General features: G+C 26.9%; 14 protein-coding genes, 1 tRNA gene and 2 pseudogenes. 15 read left to right on the top strand and 2 right to left on the bottom strand.

What is annotated here, in order from left to right:
- Positions 1-60 precede the first annotated feature (60 nt).
- The 7 genes and pseudogenes from A500_RS07660 (at position 61) to addA (ending at position 13,121) form a co-directional block, all read left to right on the top strand.
- Complete coding sequence (locus A500_RS07660; protein ID WP_016207013.1) at positions 61-1,005, top strand: ROK family protein; 945 nt, start codon at positions 61-63, stop codon at positions 1,003-1,005.
- An 89-nt stretch (positions 1,006-1,094) separates the two neighbouring features.
- Positions 1,095-2,759, top strand: coding sequence for a glycoside hydrolase family 13 protein (locus A500_RS07655; protein WP_016207012.1), 1,665 nt, complete (start codon positions 1,095-1,097; stop codon positions 2,757-2,759).
- A gap of 26 nt (positions 2,760-2,785) precedes the next feature.
- Positions 2,786-4,455 (top strand): annotated as a pseudogene (locus A500_RS07650) (PTS transporter subunit IIBC).
- Between the two features lies 1 nt (position 4,456).
- Positions 4,457-5,239 (top strand): endonuclease/exonuclease/phosphatase family protein, encoded by a 783-nt coding sequence (locus A500_RS07645; protein ID WP_016207011.1) that lies wholly within the window; start codon positions 4,457-4,459, stop codon positions 5,237-5,239.
- A 128-nt stretch (positions 5,240-5,367) separates the two neighbouring features.
- Positions 5,368-5,898: a GNAT family N-acetyltransferase gene (locus tag A500_RS07640; RefSeq protein WP_016207010.1), complete on the top strand. Its 531-nt coding sequence runs from the start codon at positions 5,368-5,370 to the stop codon at positions 5,896-5,898.
- A 31-nt stretch (positions 5,899-5,929) separates the two neighbouring features.
- Positions 5,930-9,360: pseudogene (addB, locus tag A500_RS07635) on the top strand (helicase-exonuclease AddAB subunit AddB).
- 2 nt (positions 9,361-9,362) lie between these two features.
- A complete protein-coding gene (gene addA, locus A500_RS07630) occupies positions 9,363-13,121 on the top strand; it encodes a helicase-exonuclease AddAB subunit AddA (protein WP_016207009.1) in 3,759 nt (1,252 codons plus the stop codon).
- 57 nt (positions 13,122-13,178) lie between these two features.
- Here addA and A500_RS07625 read toward each other — a convergent pair whose 3' ends face one another.
- Together A500_RS07625 and A500_RS07620 are read right to left on the bottom strand one after the other, a co-directional pair.
- Positions 13,179-14,522, bottom strand: coding sequence for a CCA tRNA nucleotidyltransferase (locus A500_RS07625; RefSeq protein ID WP_016207008.1), 1,344 nt, complete (start codon positions 14,520-14,522; stop codon positions 13,179-13,181).
- A gap of 137 nt (positions 14,523-14,659) precedes the next feature.
- Positions 14,660-15,901: a L,D-transpeptidase gene (locus tag A500_RS07620; RefSeq protein ID WP_016207007.1), complete on the bottom strand. Its 1,242-nt coding sequence runs from the start codon at positions 15,899-15,901 to the stop codon at positions 14,660-14,662.
- A gap of 160 nt (positions 15,902-16,061) precedes the next feature.
- Here A500_RS07620 and A500_RS07615 point away from each other — a divergent pair, with 160 nt between their 5' ends.
- The 8 genes from A500_RS07615 (at position 16,062) to A500_RS07585 (ending at position 22,126) form a co-directional block, all read left to right on the top strand.
- Complete coding sequence (locus tag A500_RS07615) at positions 16,062-16,829, top strand: DUF1189 family protein (protein WP_016207006.1); 768 nt, start codon at positions 16,062-16,064, stop codon at positions 16,827-16,829.
- A gap of 140 nt (positions 16,830-16,969) precedes the next feature.
- The gene (locus A500_RS07610) at positions 16,970-17,908 is read left to right on the top strand and encodes a sensor histidine kinase (RefSeq protein WP_040436638.1); all 939 of its coding nucleotides are present in this window, start codon (positions 16,970-16,972) and stop codon (positions 17,906-17,908) included.
- A gap of 55 nt (positions 17,909-17,963) precedes the next feature.
- A tRNA-Arg gene (locus A500_RS07605) sits at positions 17,964-18,040 on the top strand.
- Positions 18,041-18,414: 374 nt separating this feature from the next.
- A complete protein-coding gene (gene chbG / locus A500_RS07600; RefSeq protein ID WP_016207004.1) occupies positions 18,415-19,143 on the top strand; it encodes a chitin disaccharide deacetylase in 729 nt (242 codons plus the stop codon).
- 133 nt (positions 19,144-19,276) lie between these two features.
- A complete protein-coding gene (locus tag A500_RS07595; protein ID WP_242835073.1) occupies positions 19,277-21,031 on the top strand; it encodes a BglG family transcription antiterminator in 1,755 nt (584 codons plus the stop codon).
- The gene (locus A500_RS21165) at positions 21,013-21,186 is read left to right on the top strand and encodes a PTS sugar transporter subunit IIA (protein WP_242835072.1); all 174 of its coding nucleotides are present in this window, start codon (positions 21,013-21,015) and stop codon (positions 21,184-21,186) included. Before A500_RS07595 ends, A500_RS21165 begins: the two co-directional genes overlap by 19 nt.
- 2 nt (positions 21,187-21,188) lie before the next feature.
- On the top strand, positions 21,189-21,782 hold the full coding sequence (locus tag A500_RS07590; RefSeq protein WP_016207002.1) for an RDD family protein: 594 nt from the start codon (positions 21,189-21,191) through the stop codon (positions 21,780-21,782).
- Positions 21,783-21,796: 14 nt separating this feature from the next.
- Positions 21,797-22,126, top strand: a complete 330-nt coding sequence (locus A500_RS07585) for a PTS sugar transporter subunit IIA (RefSeq protein ID WP_016207001.1) — start codon at positions 21,797-21,799, stop codon at positions 22,124-22,126.
- Positions 22,127-22,188 lie beyond the last annotated feature (62 nt).

The following is a 22,188-nucleotide window of genomic DNA, read 5'->3' as shown; positions in this document are numbered from 1 at the left end:
ATATACTATGTCTATCATGATGAGAGAAATAAAATTAAGTTTATATCTAGGGGGATTGAAATGGAAAAAAAATATGTAGTAGGTGTTGATTTAGGTGGAACTAAAATATACACTGCTTTAGTTGATTTAGAAGGATCTATAATAAAGGAAGTCACTGTTAAAACTGAAGCTAATAAGGGTGAAACTGTAGTTTTAGAAAAATTATTAAAAACAATAGATGATGTATTAGAAGGAACAGACATAAATGAAGTTAAAGCAATAGGTATAGGTTCTCCAGGACCTTTAGATGTTGAAAAAGGGTTAATAGTTTACACTCCTAATTTACCATTTAAGAATTTTAATATAGTTCAGCCTATAAAAGATAGATATAAATTAGATACTTACTTAGACAATGATGCAAATGTAGCTACATTAAGTGAATTTATGTTTGGCGCAGGTAAGGGAAGTAAAAACATGGTTTTCATTACTGTAAGCACAGGAATAGGTGGAGGAGCCATAATAAATGGCAGCTTATTCAGAGGCAGTACGTCAAACGCATTAGAAGTAGGACATACTACTGTAATGAAGGGTGGTCCTAGATGCGGATGCGGTAATACAGGATGTGCAGAAGCAGTTGCGTCAGGAACAGCGATTATGAAAAGAGCGAAAGAAGCACTAGAAAGTAAAGTAGAAACATCATTAAATAGTTACGATCAAGTAACAGCTAAAGAAGTATTTTTAGAAGCAGAAAAGGGAGATAAAGTTTCAAAGGATATATTAAATGATGCATTATCTTACTTAGGAATAACTGTTGCTAATTTAGCAAATACATTTGATCCAGATAAAATTGTTATTGGCGGTGGAGTAAGTGAAGCCGGAAGGATTGTATTTGATAAAATAGAAGAGGAAATGGAAAGAAGATGCCTAAAAACAATTTATAATCATTGTAATGTAGAAAAAGCTGTTTTAGGTAATCAAGCAGGCGTTTTAGGTGCAGCAGCACTAGCTATTTTAGAAAGTAAATAGAATAATGTGTACAGATATATCTGTACACATATTTTAAACCATTTTAGGCAAACGGTTGCACAATTAACTTGATTAAACTGGAGGAAAATATGAAGAAAGTTTGGTGGAAAGAAGTAGTAGCATATCAAATATATCCAAGAAGTTTTATGGACTATAATAACGATGGAATAGGAGATTTAAAAGGAATAATATCAAAGTTAGATTATTTAAAAAATTTAGGTATAGATGTTATTTGGATTTGTCCAATGTATAAGTCACCTAATGATGACAATGGTTATGATATAAGTGATTATCAAGATATAATGAATGATTTTGGAACTATGGACGATTTTAATGAATTATTAATGGAAACTCATAAAAGAAAGATGAAGCTAATAATAGATTTAGTAATTAATAATACTAGTGATGAACATAAGTGGTTTATAGAATCAAAGTCATCAAAGGATAATCCAAAAAGGGATTGGTATATTTGGAGAAAAGGTAAAAATGAATCAGAGCCTAATAATTGGGAAAGTATTTTTAAAGGATCAGCATGGGAATATGACGAACATACTGATGAGTATTTCTTACATTTGTTTACTAAAAGGCAACCGGATTTAAATTGGGAAAATGATGAGGTAAGAAAAGAAATATATAAGATGGTAAACTGGTGGCTTGATAAAGGGATAGATGGATTTAGAATAGATGCCATAAGCCATATAAAGAAAGATATAGAATTTAGTGATATGCCTAATGTAGAAGGTAATAGATATGTAAGTTGCTTTGAAAAGCACATGAATGTTGAAGGGATACATGATTTTTTAGATGAGTTAACTGAAAATACATTTGCAAAATATGATGTTATGACAGTAGCAGAAGCTAATGGGGTAAAGGCTGAAGAAGCAGAAGAGTGGGTTGGAGAAGAAAAAGGTAAATTCAATATGGTCTTTCAATTTGAACATTTGGATTTATGGAATAATGAAGATAATCAAACATTTAATGTAAAGGAATGCAAAGACATATTAACTAGATGGCAAAATGGATTAAATAATAAGGGATGGAATGCATTATTCATAGAAAATCATGATATACCTAGAGTTGTATCAACATGGGGGAGTGATAATGAATATTGGAGAGAAAGTGCAATAGCATTAGGACTAATGTATTTCATGCAGCAAGGAACTCCATTTATTTATCAAGGACAAGAAATTGGAATGACAAATGTAAAATATTCATCTGTAGATAAGTACAATGATATAAAGAGTATAAACGCTTATATTGAAATGAAAGAAAATGGATTTAGTGAGGAAGAATGTATTAAGAGTTTATGGGCTACATCTAGAGATAATTCTAGAACACCAATGCAATGGAGTGATTCTAAAAATGCAGGATTTTCTAACAATAAACCTTGGATAGAAGTTAATAAAAATTATAAAGACATAAACGTTGAAAAGCAAATTAATGATGAAAATTCAATATTTAATTTTTATAAAACTATGATAAAAATAAGAAAAAATAATAAAGCAGTTATATATGGAGAATATAAATTAATATTAAAGGATGATAATAGCATATATGCTTATATAAGAGAATTAAAGGATGAAAAGTTTATTATAATAACAAACTTAACAAATAAAACAGCTATATATAATTATAAAGATGAATTACTAAAATATGAAAACTTATTGATATCAAATTATAAGGTTTCTAGACATGCTGAATTAAATAATATAAGTTTAAAGCCATATGAAGCAAGAATGTACAAAATAGATTAAATCTATTAATAAGGAGAGAAATAGTAATGGGAAAAATAAATAAAAATAATAAATTAATATCATTTGATTTTTGGCAAAAGTTTGGTAAGGCGCTACTAGTTGTAGTAGCCGTTATGCCAGCAGCTGGACTTATGATTTCTATCGGAAAATTAATAGGGATGTCTGCTGATATATCTATAATAGATACAATTGCAAGGGTTATGGAAGATATAGGGTGGGCTATAATTGGAAACTTACACGTATTGTTTGCAGTTGCTATAGGAGGATCTTGGGCTAAGGAAAGAGCTGGTGGTGCTTTTGCTGGATTGTTATCGTTTATATTAATTAATCGTATCACAGGAGCTATGTTTGGTGTAAACTCAGGTATGCTATCTGATTCAACAGCAACAGTAAATTCATTATTTGGGTCAAAACTTGTTGTAGCTAACTATTTTACAGATATATTAGGTGCTCCAGCATTAAACATGGGAGTATTTATAGGTATAATTGCAGGATTCTTAGGTGCAGCTTTATATAATAAATATTACAATTACAATAAGTTACCTAAAGCGTTAGATTTCTTTAATGGAAAAAGATTTGTTCCTTTCGTAGTTATTCTAGGATCAGTGGTTACAGCTATAGTACTATCAATTGTTTGGCCATTTATACAAGGAGCTTTAAATAGCTTTGGAGTTTGGTTAGCAGAATCACAAGACACAGCACCAGTTTTAGCGCCATTTGTATATGGAGCATTAGAACGTTTATTATTACCATTTGGGTTACATCATATGCTAACAGTTCCAGTAAACTATACAGAACTTGGTGGTGTATATCAAATATTAACAGGTCAATCAGCAGGCACATTAGTAGCGGGTCAAGATCCATTATGGTTAGCATGGATAGGTGATTTAATAAACTTAAAAGATGCAGGTAATATCTCAGAATACAACACATTATTAACTAGTATAGTTCCAGCAAGGTTTAAAGCTGGTCAAGTTATTCTTTCAAGTGCATCATTATTAGGAGTAGCACTTGCAATGTATAAGAATGTTGAACCAGATAAAAAAGTAAATATAAGACAATATTTTTATCCGGCGGGTTAGCAGTATTTTTAACTGGTGTTACAGAACCAATTGAATTTATGTTTATGTTTATATCACCTATATTATATGTAGTATATTCTATAATAACAGGTATAGGCTTTGCATTAGCAGATATTATTCAATTAAGAGTCCATGCCTTTGGATTTATAGAATTATTGACAAGAATTCCAATGATGGTTAATGCAGGATTAGTAAGAGATATAATTAATTTTATAATTGCATGCTTAGTATTCTTTGGATTAAATTATGGAATATTTAGTGTATTAATTAAAAGATTCAATATTCCAACCCCAGGACGAAACGGGAACTATATAGATTCAGAAACTGAAGATACAAACATTTCATCTAATAATAATAATTTAAATACAGCAAATGATTTACAAGCAGTTAGGATAATATCACTATTAGGGGAAAAGGATAACATAGAAGATATAGATGCATGTATGACAAGATTAAGAGTTACTGTTAAAGATATGAATTTAGTAGCCGAAGAAAAAGAATGGAAAAGGAATGGAGCTTTAGGACTTATATTAAAAGATAAGGGAGTTCAAGCTATATATGGTCCAAAAGCGGATGTGTTAAAATCAAATATACAAGATATATTAGGAGTTTAAGATGAAGTTATTAACACTTAACTGCCATTCATGGATGGAAGAAAACCAATTAGAAAAAATAAGGTATTTGGCAGAAACAATAAAGGAAAAACAATATGATGTTATAGCGCTTCAAGAGGTAAGTCAAGGTATACAAAAGAAAATAGTTAGTGAAGATATAAAAGAAGATAATTTCATTTATCTACTAAATAAAGAGCTTAATAACTTGGGAGAGTTTAATTACAAATATGTATGGGATTTCTCACATATAGGATATGATATATACGAAGAAGGCTTATCTATACTCACTAGGCATAAAATTAAAGACATAGAATCATTTTATATAACCAAAAGTAGTGAAAAAACTTTCTATAAAAGCAGAAAGATAATAAAATGTACTATAGTTATAGAGAACAAGAGTATTGATTTTTTTACATGTCACTTAGGATGGTGGAATGATGAATCTGAACCCTTTAAATATCAAGTAGATAATCTAGTAAGTAAGATTAATAAGTTAAGTTTTATAATGGGGGATATTAATAATAATGCTTTTATTAGAAATGAGGGATATGATTATTTATTAAATAAAGGATTAATTGACACTTATAATATTGCATTAGATAAAGATAGTGGTATAACAGTTCAAGGAGAAATTGCAGGATGGGAAGGCAAACGAGAAAGTAAAAGGCTAGATATAATATTTACAAATGAAAGTGTTAATGTAAAAAAATCTAATATAATATTCAATGATATAAATAAAAATATTATTTCTGATCATTATGGAGTAGAGGTAGAGATTATATAGAAGAAAAGAGTTCAATTATAAAATTGAACTCTTTTTAATTGTTCTCTTTTTTGCTTGTAAAAATAGATTTATAATTAAAGTATACAAAATTTAAAAATATTGTATAAGCTTTATTAGGAGATGGCAGTATGGTATATGGAGAAAATATATATTTAAGAGATCCAGTAAGAGAAGATATAGATATTTTATATGATATTTGTGCAGATAAAGAAGTACTTAAGTATAATGGTTTATATACAGGAATTATGACTAAGGAATATATAAGAAGTCAATTTCATCATTTTACAAAACCAAATAAAAAAGAATTAGTTATAGTAACCAAAGATAGTGACATGATAGGTTATGTTTATTATAAGGAAAATAGTTATACAAGAGATGTATATTCAATAGGTATAACTATTGGTAAGGGATATTGGGGGAACGGATATGGTAAAGACTCAATAAGAACATTATGTAATTATCTATTTAATAAAAGGAAAGCCCATAAAATTGAATTAGAAGTTGTAAAAGAAAATATTAGGGCTATAAACTGTTATAAGAAATGTGGTTTTAAAGAAGAAGGTATAAGAAGAAGTAAATATTATATTGGTGGTAAATATTTAGATACTATAGTTATGGGATTACTTAAAGAAGAATTTATTCAATACATAGGGGAATAATTTAATATAGAATACTTTTAGGAGTGTGGTTATGGGAATAAGATTTATATTTGGAAGGGCAGGTACAGGAAAAAGTAGATTTTGCCTTGAGCAAATAAAAAAGAAAATAGAGAATTATGATAGTCAAAACAAATTAATTCTAATAGTACCGGAGCAGTATACTTTTGATACAGAAAAAAAATTCCTTGATATAGTAACAGAAAAAGGCTTATTAAGAGGAGAAGTATTAAGCTTTAAGAGAATGGCTCATAGAGTATCAGAAGAATGTGGTGGACGAACAGAGCTTAGAATAAGTGACGCAGGAAGAAACATGCTTATTTATAAGTTATTAAAGGATAAGGTTGATGAATTACAATACTTTAATAGAATGGCTAAACAACAAGGATTTTCATCAATAATATCAAAAATAATAACAGAATTTAAAAAATATAATATTTCCACGGAAATATTAAGTTCAAAAGAAGAAGAAATAAATGATGAAGAACTTAAGAAAAAAATGAATGATTTAAAATTAATATATAATAATTTTAATAATATTCTTCATAAAAATTTTATTGATTCAGATGATGAATTAACCTTTTTAGCAAAGAGATTAAAAGGTTGTAATACTTATGATGATGCAGAAATCTGGATAGATGAATTTACTACATTTACACCTCAACAATTAGAGGTTATAAAAGTGCTTGCAAAGAAGGCTAAGGTTGTAAACATAACTTTATGTAGTGATTCTTTAAGTGGAGGCGCTGATGTAGATTATACAGATATATTTGATGCTATAAAAATACTGAAAACTCTATATTAAGAATTATGAAAGAGGAAAATTTATCATACTTAGAGCCAATTAATTTAAATAAAGGATATTCACATAGGTTTTTAAATAGTGAAGACTTACAACATTTAGAGAGACACTTTTTTACCTATCCATTTAAAGAGTATAAGGGAAAAGATAATAATGTAAGAATATATAAGGCAAATAATAGCTATGATGAAATTGAAGTTGTGGCGAAGGATATCTTAAGAATGGTTAGAGATAATGGTTATAGATTTAAAGATATAGCTGTTGTTTGTAGAAATATAGATGAGTATGAAAAAATATCTACAGTTATTTTTAATGAATACAATATACCATTTTTCATAGATAAAAAAAGAGAAATACTTAATAACCCATTAGTAGTAGTTATCATTTCATCGCTTGAGATATTAGCAAGTAATTGGTCTTATGAAAGTGTATTTAAATATCTAAAAAGTGGATTAGTAAATGTTGAAAGGGATTATATTGATATATTAGAAAATTATATACTAGCTAATGGAATAAAGGGGTATAAATGGACTAAAGATCTTTATGATAAAGATAATATTTCAGAAGAAGAAAATGTAATTATAGAAATTATGGAAGAAATAAGGTATCCTTTAATGAATTTACATAATAAGTTAAAGGGAAAGCATAAGGTAAAGGATTTTGCAACAGATTTATATGAGTTTTTAAATGAACTAAATGTATTTAAAACTTTAGAAAGATGGTTAGAAGAGTTTAATTCACTTGGCCTTCAGGATAAGATAAAGGAATATATACAAGTTCCTGAAATGGTAATAGAAATTCTAGATCAAGTTGTAGAGGTTTTAGGGGATGAAGTATTAGATATAAAGGAATTTACTAAAATACTTATATCAGGCTTTGAAGAAAAGGAGATAGGAGTAATTCCTATGTCTTTAGATCAAGTAAATATAGGTGATATATCAAGAGTTAAAGGTAGGGAAGTAAAAGCTTTATATTTAATAGGAGTAAATGATGGTGTAATACCAGCTGCAAATAAAGAAGAGGGAATTATAAGTGATAGAGAGAGAGACATTCTAAGAAATATAGGAATAAGATTAGCTTCAGATACAAAGAGCAGAGCTTTTGAAGAACAATTTATAGTTTACACAGCGTTAACTATACCTTCAGAATATTTAATGATAACATTCCCTATGGCAGATTTTGAAGGTAAATCATTAAGACCGTCTATAATAATTCCAAGGCTAAAAAAAATATTGCCAAATGTAGTAGAAGAAAGTGAAATTTATAATATAAGGGACAGAAGAGATAAGTTTAACAAAATAACTGCCCCTACTCCTACATTTAATGAACTTATTTCAGCACTTAGAATGGAATTTGAAAAAGAGAATGTAGATGAATATTGGGCACAGGCTTTCAAATGGTTTGAGAGTAATGAAGAATTTAAAAATAAATCAAATACAATGTTTAAGGGATTAACATACACTAATTTAGTTGAGAAAATTCCTAGAGAGAAAATAAAGAGGTTATATCAATCAGAAAACAAAAAACTTATATTTAATGTTTCTAGAATAGAAAAATATGCTCAATGTCCTTTTTCTTACTATATTCAGTATGGGCTAAAGGCAAAAGATAGAAAAGTATATGAATTTTCTGCTCCAGATTTAGGATCATTTATGCATAATGTATTAGATGATTTTACAAATACAATTAGAAATGAAAAAATTGCATGGTCTGATTTAAATAAAGAAAGATGTAAGTTAATAGTGAACGAATTAGTTGATAAAAGGTTAGAAGGTGATTCAAACTCAATATTAAATAGTACAAAGAAGTATAAATACTTTGCAGATAGATTTAAGAGAACTATAACTAAATCTGTTATGGTTATATCAGAGCAAATGAGAAAAGGAAAGTTTGAAGTTTTTAAAAATGAGTTTGCTTTTGGAGGATTCAGTGATGGAGAACCAATAAAAATAGATTTACCATCAAATGAAACGGTATATCTAGTTGGAAGAGTAGATAGAATTGATACTTTAGATTTAGATGGTAATACTTATATAAAAATAGTCGACTATAAATCAGGAGCTAAAAAATTTAACTTAACAGAAGTTTATTATGGTCTTCAAATACAGCTATTGGTTTACTTAGATGCCCTTATAAAAAATTCAAAGTATATATTACACAAGCAGGCAATGCCAGGGGCTATATTATATTTTAGAATTGATGATCCAATAATAAAATCTAAAAAGCAACTTACTGAAGAAGAAATAAAAGATAATATATTAAAGGAATTAAAGATGAGTGGATTACTTCTTAAGGATATAAATGTTGTTAAGGCTATGGATAATGACATGGAGTCATATTCATTAATAATACCAGCTGCAATAAAGAAAGATGGTAATTTTACATCAAGTAGCTCTGTAATAACTGAAGAACAATTTGCTATATTAAGAAAATATGTTAATGATAAGATGTCGGAGATATGTGAGGAAATGTTAAGCGGTGAAATAAAAATAGAACCTTGCAAAAATAATAGTACAGCATATTGTAGTTATTGTGACTATTCATCAGTATGCCAATTTGATACAGCAATAGAAAATAATAAATATAAGGTGGTATTAAAGAAAAGTAATGATGAAGCTTGGAAACTAATAAAAAATGAGGTAGAGAAGGGAGGTAACAACTAATTATGAGCGATACAAAATGGACTGAAGATCAGCTTAAGGCAATAACTACTAGGGGATGTAACTTACTTGTAGCTGCAGCAGCTGGTTCAGGAAAGACAGCAGTTTTAGTAGAAAGAATTATAAGAATAATAACTAATGAAAACAATCCAGTTGATATAGATAGATTGTTAGTTGTTACATTCACATCTGCAGCAGCAGCAGAAATGAGAGAAAGAATAGCAGCTGCAATATCAAAGGCATTAGAAGTGAATCCAAATTCAAAAGTGCTTCAAAGACAATTAACTCTCCTAAGTAGAGCGAATATAACAACAATGCATTCATTTTGCTTGGATGTCATAAAAAACTATTATCATGTTATAGATTTAGATCCTACATTTAGAATCGCTGATGAAACAGAAAATACATTATTAAAGTTAGAAGTTATAAATGATATGTTTGAAGATTATTATGAAAGCGAAAATATAGAGTTTAGAAATCTAATAGAAGCATATAGTGGGTCAAGAGATGATCAAAGATTAAAAGATATAATACTTGATTTATATAGATTTTCAATGAGTGGACCTTGGCCAGAAAAGTGGTTAGTTAACAATGCAGAACGATTTAATATAGAAACTATAGAAGAATTAAATAAAACTATATGGATAGGTATATTAAAGGAAACTATAAGTATAGAAGTAACTGGATATATTAAAATATTAGAAAAGGCTATAGATATAATAAGAGACACTGAAGGTTTAGAACCATATGAAGCAACTTTCTTAGATGACTTAGATATGTTTAAGAAGGTTGAAGAATCATTAAACTTAGGAATAAGAGAACTTTATACATCTATTAATAGTATAAGTTTTTCTAGATTAAAATCTGTGAAAAAAGATAAGGTTTCTGATGAAGAAAATTTAGAAAGAGTTAAAAGTATAAGGGATAGCATCAAAAAGAAGACATCAAAACTAATTGAAGATAGTTTTTCAATGACAATAGAAGATGCTTTAAATGGAATAAAAAATTCATATCCTTATATGAAAATGATAAGTAGGTTAACCTTAGAGTTTATAAATAGATTTAAGGAAAAGAAGAGAGAAAGAAATATTCTAGATTTTAATGATTTAGAGCATTTATGCTTAAAGATATTAATAAAAAGCGATGAAGACAACAATATAAATCCATCTAGTGTTGCAAATGGATTTAGAGAATACTTTGATGAAGTACTAGTTGATGAATATCAAGATTCTAATAATGTTCAGGAAGCAATAATAGATTTAGTTTCTAGAAAAACATTAGAGAATCCAAATGTTTTTATGGTGGGAGATGTCAAGCAAAGCATATATAGATTTAGGCAGGCAAAACCTGAGTTGTTTTTAGATAAATATAATAAATATTCACTAGAAGATAGTGAAGTAAATAGAAAAATACAATTATATAAGAATTTTAGAAGTAGAGAAGAAGTAATTAGTGGAGTAAATTATATATTTAAAGAAGTAATGTCTAAGACTGTAGGTGAACTTGAATATAATGATGATGAAGCTCTTAATCTTGGAGCTAGTTACAAAGAAAATAATGACGATAATACAATTATTGCAGGACCAATAGAACTTCATATTCTTGATAAGTCAGGGGAATATACCAATGAGATAGAAGAAGAATATGAGGGGGATAATTTAGTAGAAGAGGAAGAAGATATTGATTCAATAGGACTAGAGGCAAGGATAGTTGCTAGAAGGATAAGAGAATTACTAAATCCAGAGCTTAATACAGGAAAGCTATTTAAGGTTTTAGATAAAGAAACCGGAGAATATAGGCCATTAAAATATAAAGATATAGTTATATTACTTAGAGCAACTAGAAATTGGTCGGAAATATTCTTAGAGGAAATTGGATCAGAAGGAATACCTGTTTATGCAGATACAGGAACAGGATATTTTGAAACTATAGAAATAAGAACAATGATGTCATTACTAAAAGTTATAGACAATCCAATGCAAGATGTTCCTATGATTTCTGTATTAAGGTCTCCTTTAGTAAGCTTCAGCGCAGAAGAACTTGGAGATATTAGATTATTAGATAAAGAAAAATATTTCTATGAAATAATAAAAGGTGTCTCTGATAATATATATGAAGTAAATGAAGAACTTAAAAATAAATGCAAAGTCTTTATAAATAACTTAGGAAAGTGGAGAAATAAGTCTATATATACTCCGATAGATGAGTTTATTTGGTATCTTTATATGGATACGGCTTATTATGGTTACGTTGGTGCTATGCCAAATGGTAAGCTAAGACAAGCAAATTTAAAAATATTATTCCAAAGGGCGAAGCAATTTGAGCAAACTAGCTTTAAGGGATTATTTAATTTTATTAACTTTATAAATAAGCTTAGAAATTCATCAGGGGATATGGGAAGTGCAAAAATACTTGGTGAAAATGAAGATGTTGTTAGAATAATGAGTATTCATAAAAGTAAGGGGTTAGAGTTTCCAGTAGTATTTACTTGTGGTTTCGGTAAGCAATTTAACTTAATGGATTTAAATAAATCTATTCTATATCATGATGATCTTGGATTTGGACCAGATTATGTTGATTTAGAAAGAAGAAATTCATATAGTACCTTAGCTAAGGAAGCAATAAAGAAGAAAATATTACTTGAGACTCTTTCAGAAGAAATGAGAATACTATATGTTGCATTTACAAGAGCTAAGGAAAAATTAATTATTACAGGAGCAACTAAAAACTTAGAAAAATCAATATCAAGATGGGTTTCATCAGCTGCTTTAGATGAGGATATCGTTCCAGCATCAGAAGTATTAAAAGGAAAGAGTTATTTAGATTGGATTGGAATGGCTATATGTAAGCATAGAGACGGAGAAGAGCTCAGAAAATATATTGGAGCAAATAGTTGTTCAATAATAAATGACTTTTCAACATGGAAGACTAAGATGTGGACTAAAAATTTATTATCTGTGGAAAAAAATGAAGTAGCTGTGGATGAAAATGAAGAAATAGATTTATTTATCAATTCAGATGTAGATTATATAGATAAGGAAATTGAAAGAAGATTAAACTACAAATATAAATATGAGTTATCAGGAAAATTACCAAGTAATGTTTCTGTATCTGATTTAAAAAGGTCTCTTTATAACAATGAAGATGATGATATCATTACAGTAAATATTTTTAGTGATAAAGAATTTTTAAAACCAAAGTTTTTACAAGAGAAAAGAGGCTTATCAGCATCAGAAAGAGGTACAATAGCACACTTTATAATGCAAAAATTAGATTTAAATAAAGTTAATACAAAAGAAGAAATAGATACTCAAATATATTCTATGAAAGATAAAAATTTACTTACTGAAGAAGAAATAAAAGCTATACAAAGAATTAGTTTTATAAGCTTTTTTAAGAGTAATTTAGGAAAAAGAATGTTAAAAGTATTTAATGAAGGCAAGTTAGTTAAAAGAGAGCTTCCTTTTTATACTGAAATTAGTAGTTTAAATATAGATAATACTTTATCGAAGGATGTATATGGAAATGAGAAAGTTAGGCTGCAAGGTATAATAGACTGTATATTTGAAGAAGATGATAAAATTGTTTTATTGGATTATAAGACTGATTATGTTGAGTATGGTAAAGAAAGTGAAATTTTAGATAAGTATAGAATACAAATTAAGTACTATAAAGATGCTGTGGAAAAGATAACAGGAAAAGAAGTAAAGGAAAGTTACTTATATTTATTTGGATTAAATAAGGAAATAAAAATAGATGTTTAAAAGATTATAAAGTGAAACCCTATAATATAGATTTTAACTTCTATATTATAGGGAATTTTATTTATTAATAAAATTATTAGATAGTAATATTAGAGTTTCTTTTTTATTTAGTGATGGATTTTCTAAAACTTTTTCTAATAGATATTTTAAAATTTCGCCAACTATTTTTCCAGAGGATAAATTAAGTTCCTCTAATAAGATTTCACCATTTATATCTAAATTTCTTATATATAGTGGCTCTCTTTTTTTTAGTATATCTGAAACAGTATCTTTTATATAATCAACTTTTTTCAAAAAGGGCTTAGGATTATCTAAGGAGCGTATATCAGCACTTTGAAGATCAAATAAAAGATATATAATATCTTCACCTACTTCAAGCAGCAATTTTTTTATTTCATATCTTGTTGGTATATAATTTACTTTTAATACAAGATGGTGTTCTATAAGTTTAGAAACTGAATTTATAGTATAATTATCAAATCTTAAATTTCTTAGTATTTCCTTAGAAATTTTAGCGCCTTCAACATTATGATTTGGAAATCTATAGATACCATCATCTTGAAGAGTTAAGGTATTTAATTTTCCTACATCATGTAAAAGAGCTGAAAGTCTTAAAATAAGATTATTATTTGTTTTGCTAATTACATTAAGAGTATGATCAAAAATATTTCTATTATGATTTATGCTTAGAGGGCTAAAATTAACTAATGAATTTATTTCAGGTAGTATTTCAGCTAAAAGCCCGCTTTTTTGAAGCGTATTTATACCTTCAGATGCATTATTAGAAGTTAGTATCTTACAAAGCTCATCTCTAATTCTTTCTCTACTTATATTATTAATTAATTTAGAATTTTTAATAATAGCATTTAAAGTTGCTTCTTCAATTTTAAAATTTAATTGACAACTAAATCTAATTGCACGAAGCATTCTTAAGGCATCTTCTTTAAATCTTTTATCTGCATCACCAACACAACGTATAAGTTTTTTACTAATGTCATTAATTCCATTAAAATAATCTATAAGCCCAAATGATTTATTATAAGCTAGTGCGTTTATAGTAAAATCTCTTCTAGATAAGTCTTCTTTTATATCAGTAACAAAATTGACGCATGATGGACGTCTATTATCTAAATAATTTCCATCAGTTCTATAAGTTGTAACTTCATATGAATTATTATTAATAAGCACAGTAACTGTACCATGGTTTATACCTGTAGGAATAGTTTTTTCAAAAATAGATAGTGTATCCTCTGGCTTTGCAGATGTAGTAATATCATAGTCTTTGGGCGAACTATTTAAAATAGAATCTCTAACACAGCCACCAACCATGAATGCTTCAAAACCATTATTATAAAAAGTATCTATAATAAATTTAACTTCATTTGGAATATATATATTCATTGTTATCCTGCCTTTAAAATCAATAATATTATTATAAATTAATTATATAATTTATAATAATATTGTAAATAATAAAAGTCATATAAAGTGAGAATAGCTCTCTTTTTATATGACTTATTTTAAAATGTTTAGATAGATTAATTAATTATTATCTTAGTATCATTTGCAACATTATCGTACAACCATTTAGCATCTTCCACATTTAATCTTATACATCCATGAGAAGATGGAGTACCAAGGGTATCATCTAAAATAACTGATTGGGTTTCATCAAAAGGAAGAGAGTGAAATAAGTAATCACCCATAAATTGAACCCAATACTTACCCCCTTGACCAAACTCATCTGAGAAGAACCATTCACCCCTATTAGTAACTGCAAATATTCCTTTAGGAGTTTCTTTACCAGGAAGTCCTGTAGAACAAGAAAATTCTTTAACTAAATCCCAATTATTAGTTGATCCTTTATAAACATAAGTTTTTTGCTCTTCTAAATTTAAGTAAACAAAATAATTAGTTTTACTACTAATGGATAAAGTATTTACATTATTAAGTGTTATAGATTGAAGAATTGCATTAGAAGTATATTCTGAATCATCTCCTTGATATTCTTCTCTAAATTGTTTAATGGATTTAATTTTATTTTCTATTTCTGTTATCTGACTTTTACTTAATAGGCTTGAATCGTATTCTGATAAAAGGTTAATAGCTTTTGTATAATATTTATTAGCGGTCAATTCATCAGCATTTTCAATTAAGTAATCTCTATAAATTGCTTTGCAATCAGATATGTATTCTTGGGCAATTTGATAATCATTTTCTAATGACTTAGGAATAAGACTAAAGTACTTCATAGCTGCCGGATAGTCCTTTGAATTAAAAGCTGAAATACCTAAGTTTAAATAATTATCTTTATTTATATTATTAGAAGCATCATTTGAAGAGATAGTAGTATCTACATTATTATTTGAATTTATGGCTTCAGGTTCATTACCATCGAGAGCTAAAATTAGCTTATCTAATGATGAACTAAGGATATTATAGTCTTTAATTTCAGATAAAACAGTTAATGCTTGATTAGTACTAATTTCATTTTTAGATAAAGAAGTACATAATTTATCTACAATATCTGTAAAGTAATCATTTAAATCAGAGTTTAATTGATTTTTCTTTATTAGTAAAATTTTATTATTATTTAATTTAGATTTGGCTTCTAAAAATTCACAATTATTAAATGAATTATAAAAACTATTAGTTATTTCTTCATATTTAGAATTTAAGTAAATATTGGTTCCAAATCCTAATAAAATAAATAAAGTGATAATTGAAAGAATCATAAAAATAGAAATTTTATTTTGGGGTTTGGATTTAGCACTATACATTTAGTAACCTCCTTATAAGATATACTATAATCATTAACAAAAATTATAAAAATTAATCTTAAAAATTTAATTTCAATAAAAAATAACGCCTATTTATAAAAATAACTAAATATGATAAAATAGTTATTAAGTGTTAAATTACTAATAATTGGAGGCAATTATGAAAGAAAATAATATAAATTTTATAAATAAATTTAAAATTAGTTTATACAATATTAAAAAATATAATGACTTGATAATATTGAGATTTTCTCATGCAATAATATACTCGATAATATTGAGTTTAATTGCTGGATCTATACTAGGATGTATTAACTTTTCTAATATAAGTAAATTTCAAAAATTAGTTAAAACGACAATGGAAAATGAAAAATATGAATTTGAATTACATGATGGTATATTAGATTTTGAAAACTCTCCTATAAAAAGTGAATCAGGAAAGTTTATGATTCTAGTTGATACTAATATAGGATTAGAAGATGTAGATACAATAAGAAATATTATTGTACACAAAGATATGGCAATGGTTATTTTGAAAGATGGAATTTATACTAATACGGGCGGGCAGAAAGCAGAATATAAATATAGTGATATGTCGTTATTAGTAGATAATATAAATAATGAAAGCTTAATAAAATCATTAGATTATATGTGGATATTTAAATATATAATTTTTATAGCAAGTATTATAGGGACATATGTAAGTTATATATTTAATTCATTAATACTATCACTGGTAGGATTATTATTAAGTAAAATTAATAATATAAATTTAAAGTACATAGATGTACTTAAGCTATGTATATATTCGATGACTTTACCAATAATAATTAGAATATTTTATCCATTAGGTTCTTTAAGTATTTTAATAGCTGGAGTTTATTTAATACTTTGGATGAATAGAATTAGAAGAGAGGGAACGATATAAACATATTTTATAATTATTATTTAAAATATGTTTATATAAGAAAAGATACTTTACTATAAAAAGTAAAAAAATGTTGTTGGAAAAAAATGTATATGGTAAACTTATTATATGGTCTTTAAGGGAAAGAATCTAGAGCTGTTATGAAGGGAGTTATTATGGTGGCTAATAACGAATTTATGGGAAATGGATTATTAGATAATAAACGAGATATAAGTGAAATTATATTAGAAGGGGACTTTAATTTTACAAAAGAAGAATTAATAAGTATCATAGCACAATTAAATGGAAAAAGTGGTAGGCAGGAAAATTTTTTGCTTAATATTTCTCATGACCTTAGAGGGCATTTAAATGTAATATTAAGTATAATGCAATGTATAGATTATGGAAGTCTATGTATTAATGATAAAAAAGTATTAGAATATATGAATATGGTAAAAAGAAATAGCTTAAAGATGTTAAAGCTAATAAATAATTTAATAGATACAACAAAGTTAGAAAATAATTATTATGTTTTAAATAAAAGGAATATAGATATTATATCTATGGTTGAGGGAACTATAAGTTGTATAGATAAGTATGCAAAGCAAAAGGATATTCAACTTATATTTGATACTAATGAAGAGGAATGTATAATGTCAGTTGACCCAGAAGCTATAGATAGAATTATAATGAATTTAATATCAAATGCTATTAAATTTTCATATAGTAACACAAATGTGTATATAAATATGCTTGTTATAGAAGATAAAATAAGGATTTCTATAAAGGATGAGGGGCCAGGAATATCACAAGAATATCAAGAGAAAATATTTAATAGATTTTATCAAGTCTCTAAGAAGGACAAAAAAGACGGTTATGGCAGTGGAATAGGATTAGATTTAGTAAATTATTTAGTAAGATCTATGAATGGAGAAATAGAATTAAAAAGTCAATTAGGAAATGGTAGCGAATTCATAATAACATTACCTATAGAAATTGGAGATGAACAAGATAGTTTGGAAAGAGATTTTTGTATGAGAGATAATAGTGGAAAAATACAAATGTTAGAAATAGAGTTTTCGGATATATACAACAATTAGTTGCTTGATTTATTTAAATAGGTATGATAATATAAATATTGTTAAAAAACAATATGCGGTGGTAGCTCAGTTGGATAGAGTAGCTGGCTACGAACCAGTTGGTCGGGGGTTCGAATCCTCTCCGCCGTACCAAAGAGATCTTGAAAATAATAAGTTTTCAAGATCTTTTTTATTTTAATACTAAAATTCTATATTAAGTTAAATTATTTGTAAATATGAATAAAATATAAATAATATGAAAAATATTTAGAACTTGGTGGAGAAAAAGTCACGGTTAACAAGGGTAGTAATGATGGTATCATGTTAAGGAATATATTTAGCTAGAAAAATAAAGAAATTTCCTATATGTTAGGAAATTTCTTTATTTCTATAATTATTTTTCTAATTTATAATAAGTATTAATATAGTAGTTAAATTAACCATTAATAGAAGACTTAATAGTTCAGTTATAATATAATAAAGTTAATTACTAAATTACTATTATTGAAATAAATGGGGGGAATATTATGAGATTAATTGTAAATTGTGATGACTTTGGATATAGTAAAGCTGTGAATTATGGAATAATTGAAGCTTATAAAAATGGAATTGCAACAAGTGCTACTTTAATGGCAGGAATGCCTGGATTTAATCATGCACTAGAACTTATTAGGGAAAATCCAGGACTAGGTTGTGGAGTTCATCTTACTTTAAGTGCATATAAACCAATATTAAAAACACATAAAACAATAGTAAATGAAAAGGGAGAATTTTATAAAAATCTATTAGAATGTAAGGATTTAAATAAAATAGATTTAGATGAGGTTTATAATGAGTTTTGTGCACAAATTGAAAAAGTAACAAATGCTGGAGTGAAGATTACCCACTTAGACTCTCATCATCATGTTCATACTTTAGAGTTTTTAAAACCAGTTATTGAAAAAATTATAAGTAAATATAACTTACCAATAAGAGGTGGTTTAAATTATAAATTAAATCATGATAAAGTAGTACCTTTTGAAGGGATATTCTATGGTGAAAATACTTCTGTAGAAACATTTAAAAAGATTATAGAAAAACAATATGATATAGTAGATGTTATGACTCACCCAGCTTATGCAGATAGCTTTTTAATGGAAAGTAGTTCTTATAATATAAAAAGGTTAGAGGAACTTAGTATTCTTACATCAGAGAAGCTAAAGAATCTTTTGGCTGAAAATAAAGTGCTATTATGTAATTATGAAAATATATTTTAATTTAGTTAGGAAATTTTCCTAACTAAATTAAAATATTTAATACAAAAGCAAAGAGGTTTCCTAATAGATAGGAAATTTCTTTGCTTTTATATTTATTTTCCTGGTTTATAATAAGTATTAGATGGGGGGAACAATGATGAATAATAGGCAAACAAATATTGTAAGAATATTAGGTGAGCAAAAGGAGTGGATTACAGGAAAAGAGTTATCTAAATTATTAAATGTATCAGATAGAACAATTCGTTCTGATATTGATAATATAAACAAATATTATCAAAGTAGTTTAATCAAATCAAATCAAAGGCAAGGATACCATATAGATGAAAGCTTATTGAACCGGTTAAATATTGAAGTAAAGTATTCAATCCCTCAAACACCAAGTGAACGGTGCGTTTTTATGATTCGTCAATTATTATTTGAAAAAAATGAAATCAACTTAACAATATTGCAATCTCAAATTTATGTAAGTGGGTATTCAATTGAAAATGACTTAAAACGTATCCGAAAAATGTTAGAACCCTATCCAAAATTAAGGCTTATTCGTTCAAAAAATTATATTTATTTACATGGTGATGAAAGAAGTAAAAGGGCGCTGTATAGGGACCTATTAGCAGCTGAAACAAAAGGAAATTTTTTGAATATTAACAGAATTGCTTCTCTTTACAAGAATTTTGATTTGTTATTAGTTAAAGACATACTTTTAGAGGTCTTTGATGAGTATAAATTTTCTGTAAAAGATATTATGTTTCCAATGCTTGTAATACATATAGGCATAAGCATTGAGAGAATAATGAAATATAATTTTATAAAAACAGATAGAAAAGACAAAGAGTTTTATGAATCAAGAGAGTATAAAATTTCTAAGGAATTTTTTAAAAGGGTATCAGATAAAATAAATATTAAACTTGTAGAAGATGAAATTCAACTAATGACATTATTATTAATGGGAAAAAATAGTTTGAATTATTCAACAAATTTATTGAATGTAGATAATAAAAAATTAGATATAGAACAATTAGTTATAAATTTATTAGAGGAAATAAGAGAATTTTTTGGAACTGATTTTATAGATGATATAGATTTGATAGTTGGTTTAAAAATGCATATTCAAGGAATGGTTTCTAGAGCAAAAAATGCAATTTCTATTGATAATGTATTTTTACAAGACATTAAACGTAAGTATCCATTAGTTTTTGAAATGGGGATATATGCATGTCATATGATTGAAGATAGCTTAGGTTTTAGTGTTAATGAAAATGAAGCTGGTTTTATTGCCTTACATTTAGGTGCAGCTAATGAAAGAATGAATAAAAATAGCAAATATAAGGTAATAATTATATCACCACATAACCAATCATTCTCATCTTTATGTCAACAAAAGATAGATGATAATTTTGGTGAACGTTTAGATATTGTAAAAACATTAAACTATTTTGAAGAAGGTGAAGTAATATCTTATCAACCAGATTTAATTTTAACTTTATCTTCACTTCAACACTCTTTGGATATAATGACAATACAAATATCCATGTTTATAAGTAGCGAAGATGAAATGAATATATATCAAGCTATAAAGAAACTAGATAAAAAGAAATTTCAAATTGAATTTAACTCTAAAATATCTAATATTATAAAAAAAGAATTTTTCTATACAAATTTTGATGGAAAAGATGAAAAAGATATTATTAACAAAATGTGCAGTAAATTAGAAGAACATAAAATTGTTCCTAAAGATTTTAAAGAATCTGTCTTGAAAAGAGAAGAAATGTCTCCAACATCTTTTTCCTATGGATTTGCAACACCACATGATTTAAGATCGCAGAGTTATTTATCAACAATTTCAGTAGCACTCTTAAAGGTTCCAGTAAAATGGGGGGATATGAGGTAAAACTTGTTATGTTACTTGCAATTAATGAAGAAGATAAATCATTATTATTTATGTTTTTAGAATGGTTAGCTAGTACCATTAGCGATGAATTAACATTCTCTGAGTTACTAGAGGTTAAGGATTATGAAGAATTTTTAGAAAGAATAATGGGGTAATTATGAATAAAGAAGTTAAATCTACAAGAGTAAATAAAAGATTAGAAATCAATAATAAATTTAGAGTTTCTCCATCAAAAAGATTATTTGCTTATTTAATAGATCATATAATTTTAGTTTTACTATATGCAATACCTATAAAATATATTTATTCTATTATTACAAAAAAAATTGAGAACAAAATAACACTAGATATGTTTGAGTTCCCCTATGCATTAATGGTATTTACAATATGCTTACTTATTAGTTTTTACTATTTAATTTATTCACCAGTTTATAAACACCCAGGAAAAACTATTGGTAAAAGAGCCTTAGGGCTTAAGGTGGTAAATCAAGATGGAAGCAATCCAGATTTTAGGACAATGTTTATTAGAGAAGGAATTGGAGTTATATTGTTAGAGGGTGCAACTTATCCGATTTCAGGATATCTTTATAGTTTATTAGGACTATTAATAAATACAAATACTGAAAAGATTTTAATATATATTTTTACTTTAATTACAATTATATCAATTATATATGCTTTATTTAATAAGGATAATGCTATGTTTCATGATCGTATTGCTAAAACAAAAGTAATATCAACGAAAGAGTAGAAGGGAGAAATATTATGAATGAAATTGAGTTAGCTTGTTTTAAAATTATTTCAAATGTAGGAATGGCGAGGTCTTCTTATATTGAAGCAATTTCGAAAGCAAAGGATGGAAAGTTTGATATGGCTGAGGAATGTATTAAAGATGGACAAGAATACTTTTCAAAGGGTCATAAAGGTCATGCTGAATTAATTGAAAAAGAAGCAGTAGGAGAAAGTGTAGTATGCTCATTATTATTAGTTCATGCTGAAGATCAATTAATGAGTGCTGAAAATTTTAAAATTATTGCAAATGAAATGATTGATAATTATAAACGTATTATAGCCTTGGAAGAAAAACTAAAATGATGTAAGTATTTCCTAAGAGATAGGAAAGATGGTTCAGTTTATGTAAATGTTTAAATTGGTAA

The organism is Clostridium sartagoforme AAU1 (assembly GCF_000401215.1).
Classification (GTDB): domain Bacteria; phylum Bacillota; class Clostridia; order Clostridiales; family Clostridiaceae; genus Clostridium; species Clostridium sartagoforme.
The sequence above is the reverse complement of the archived record's forward strand: the minus strand, read 5'-3'. Positions and strand labels throughout refer to the sequence as shown.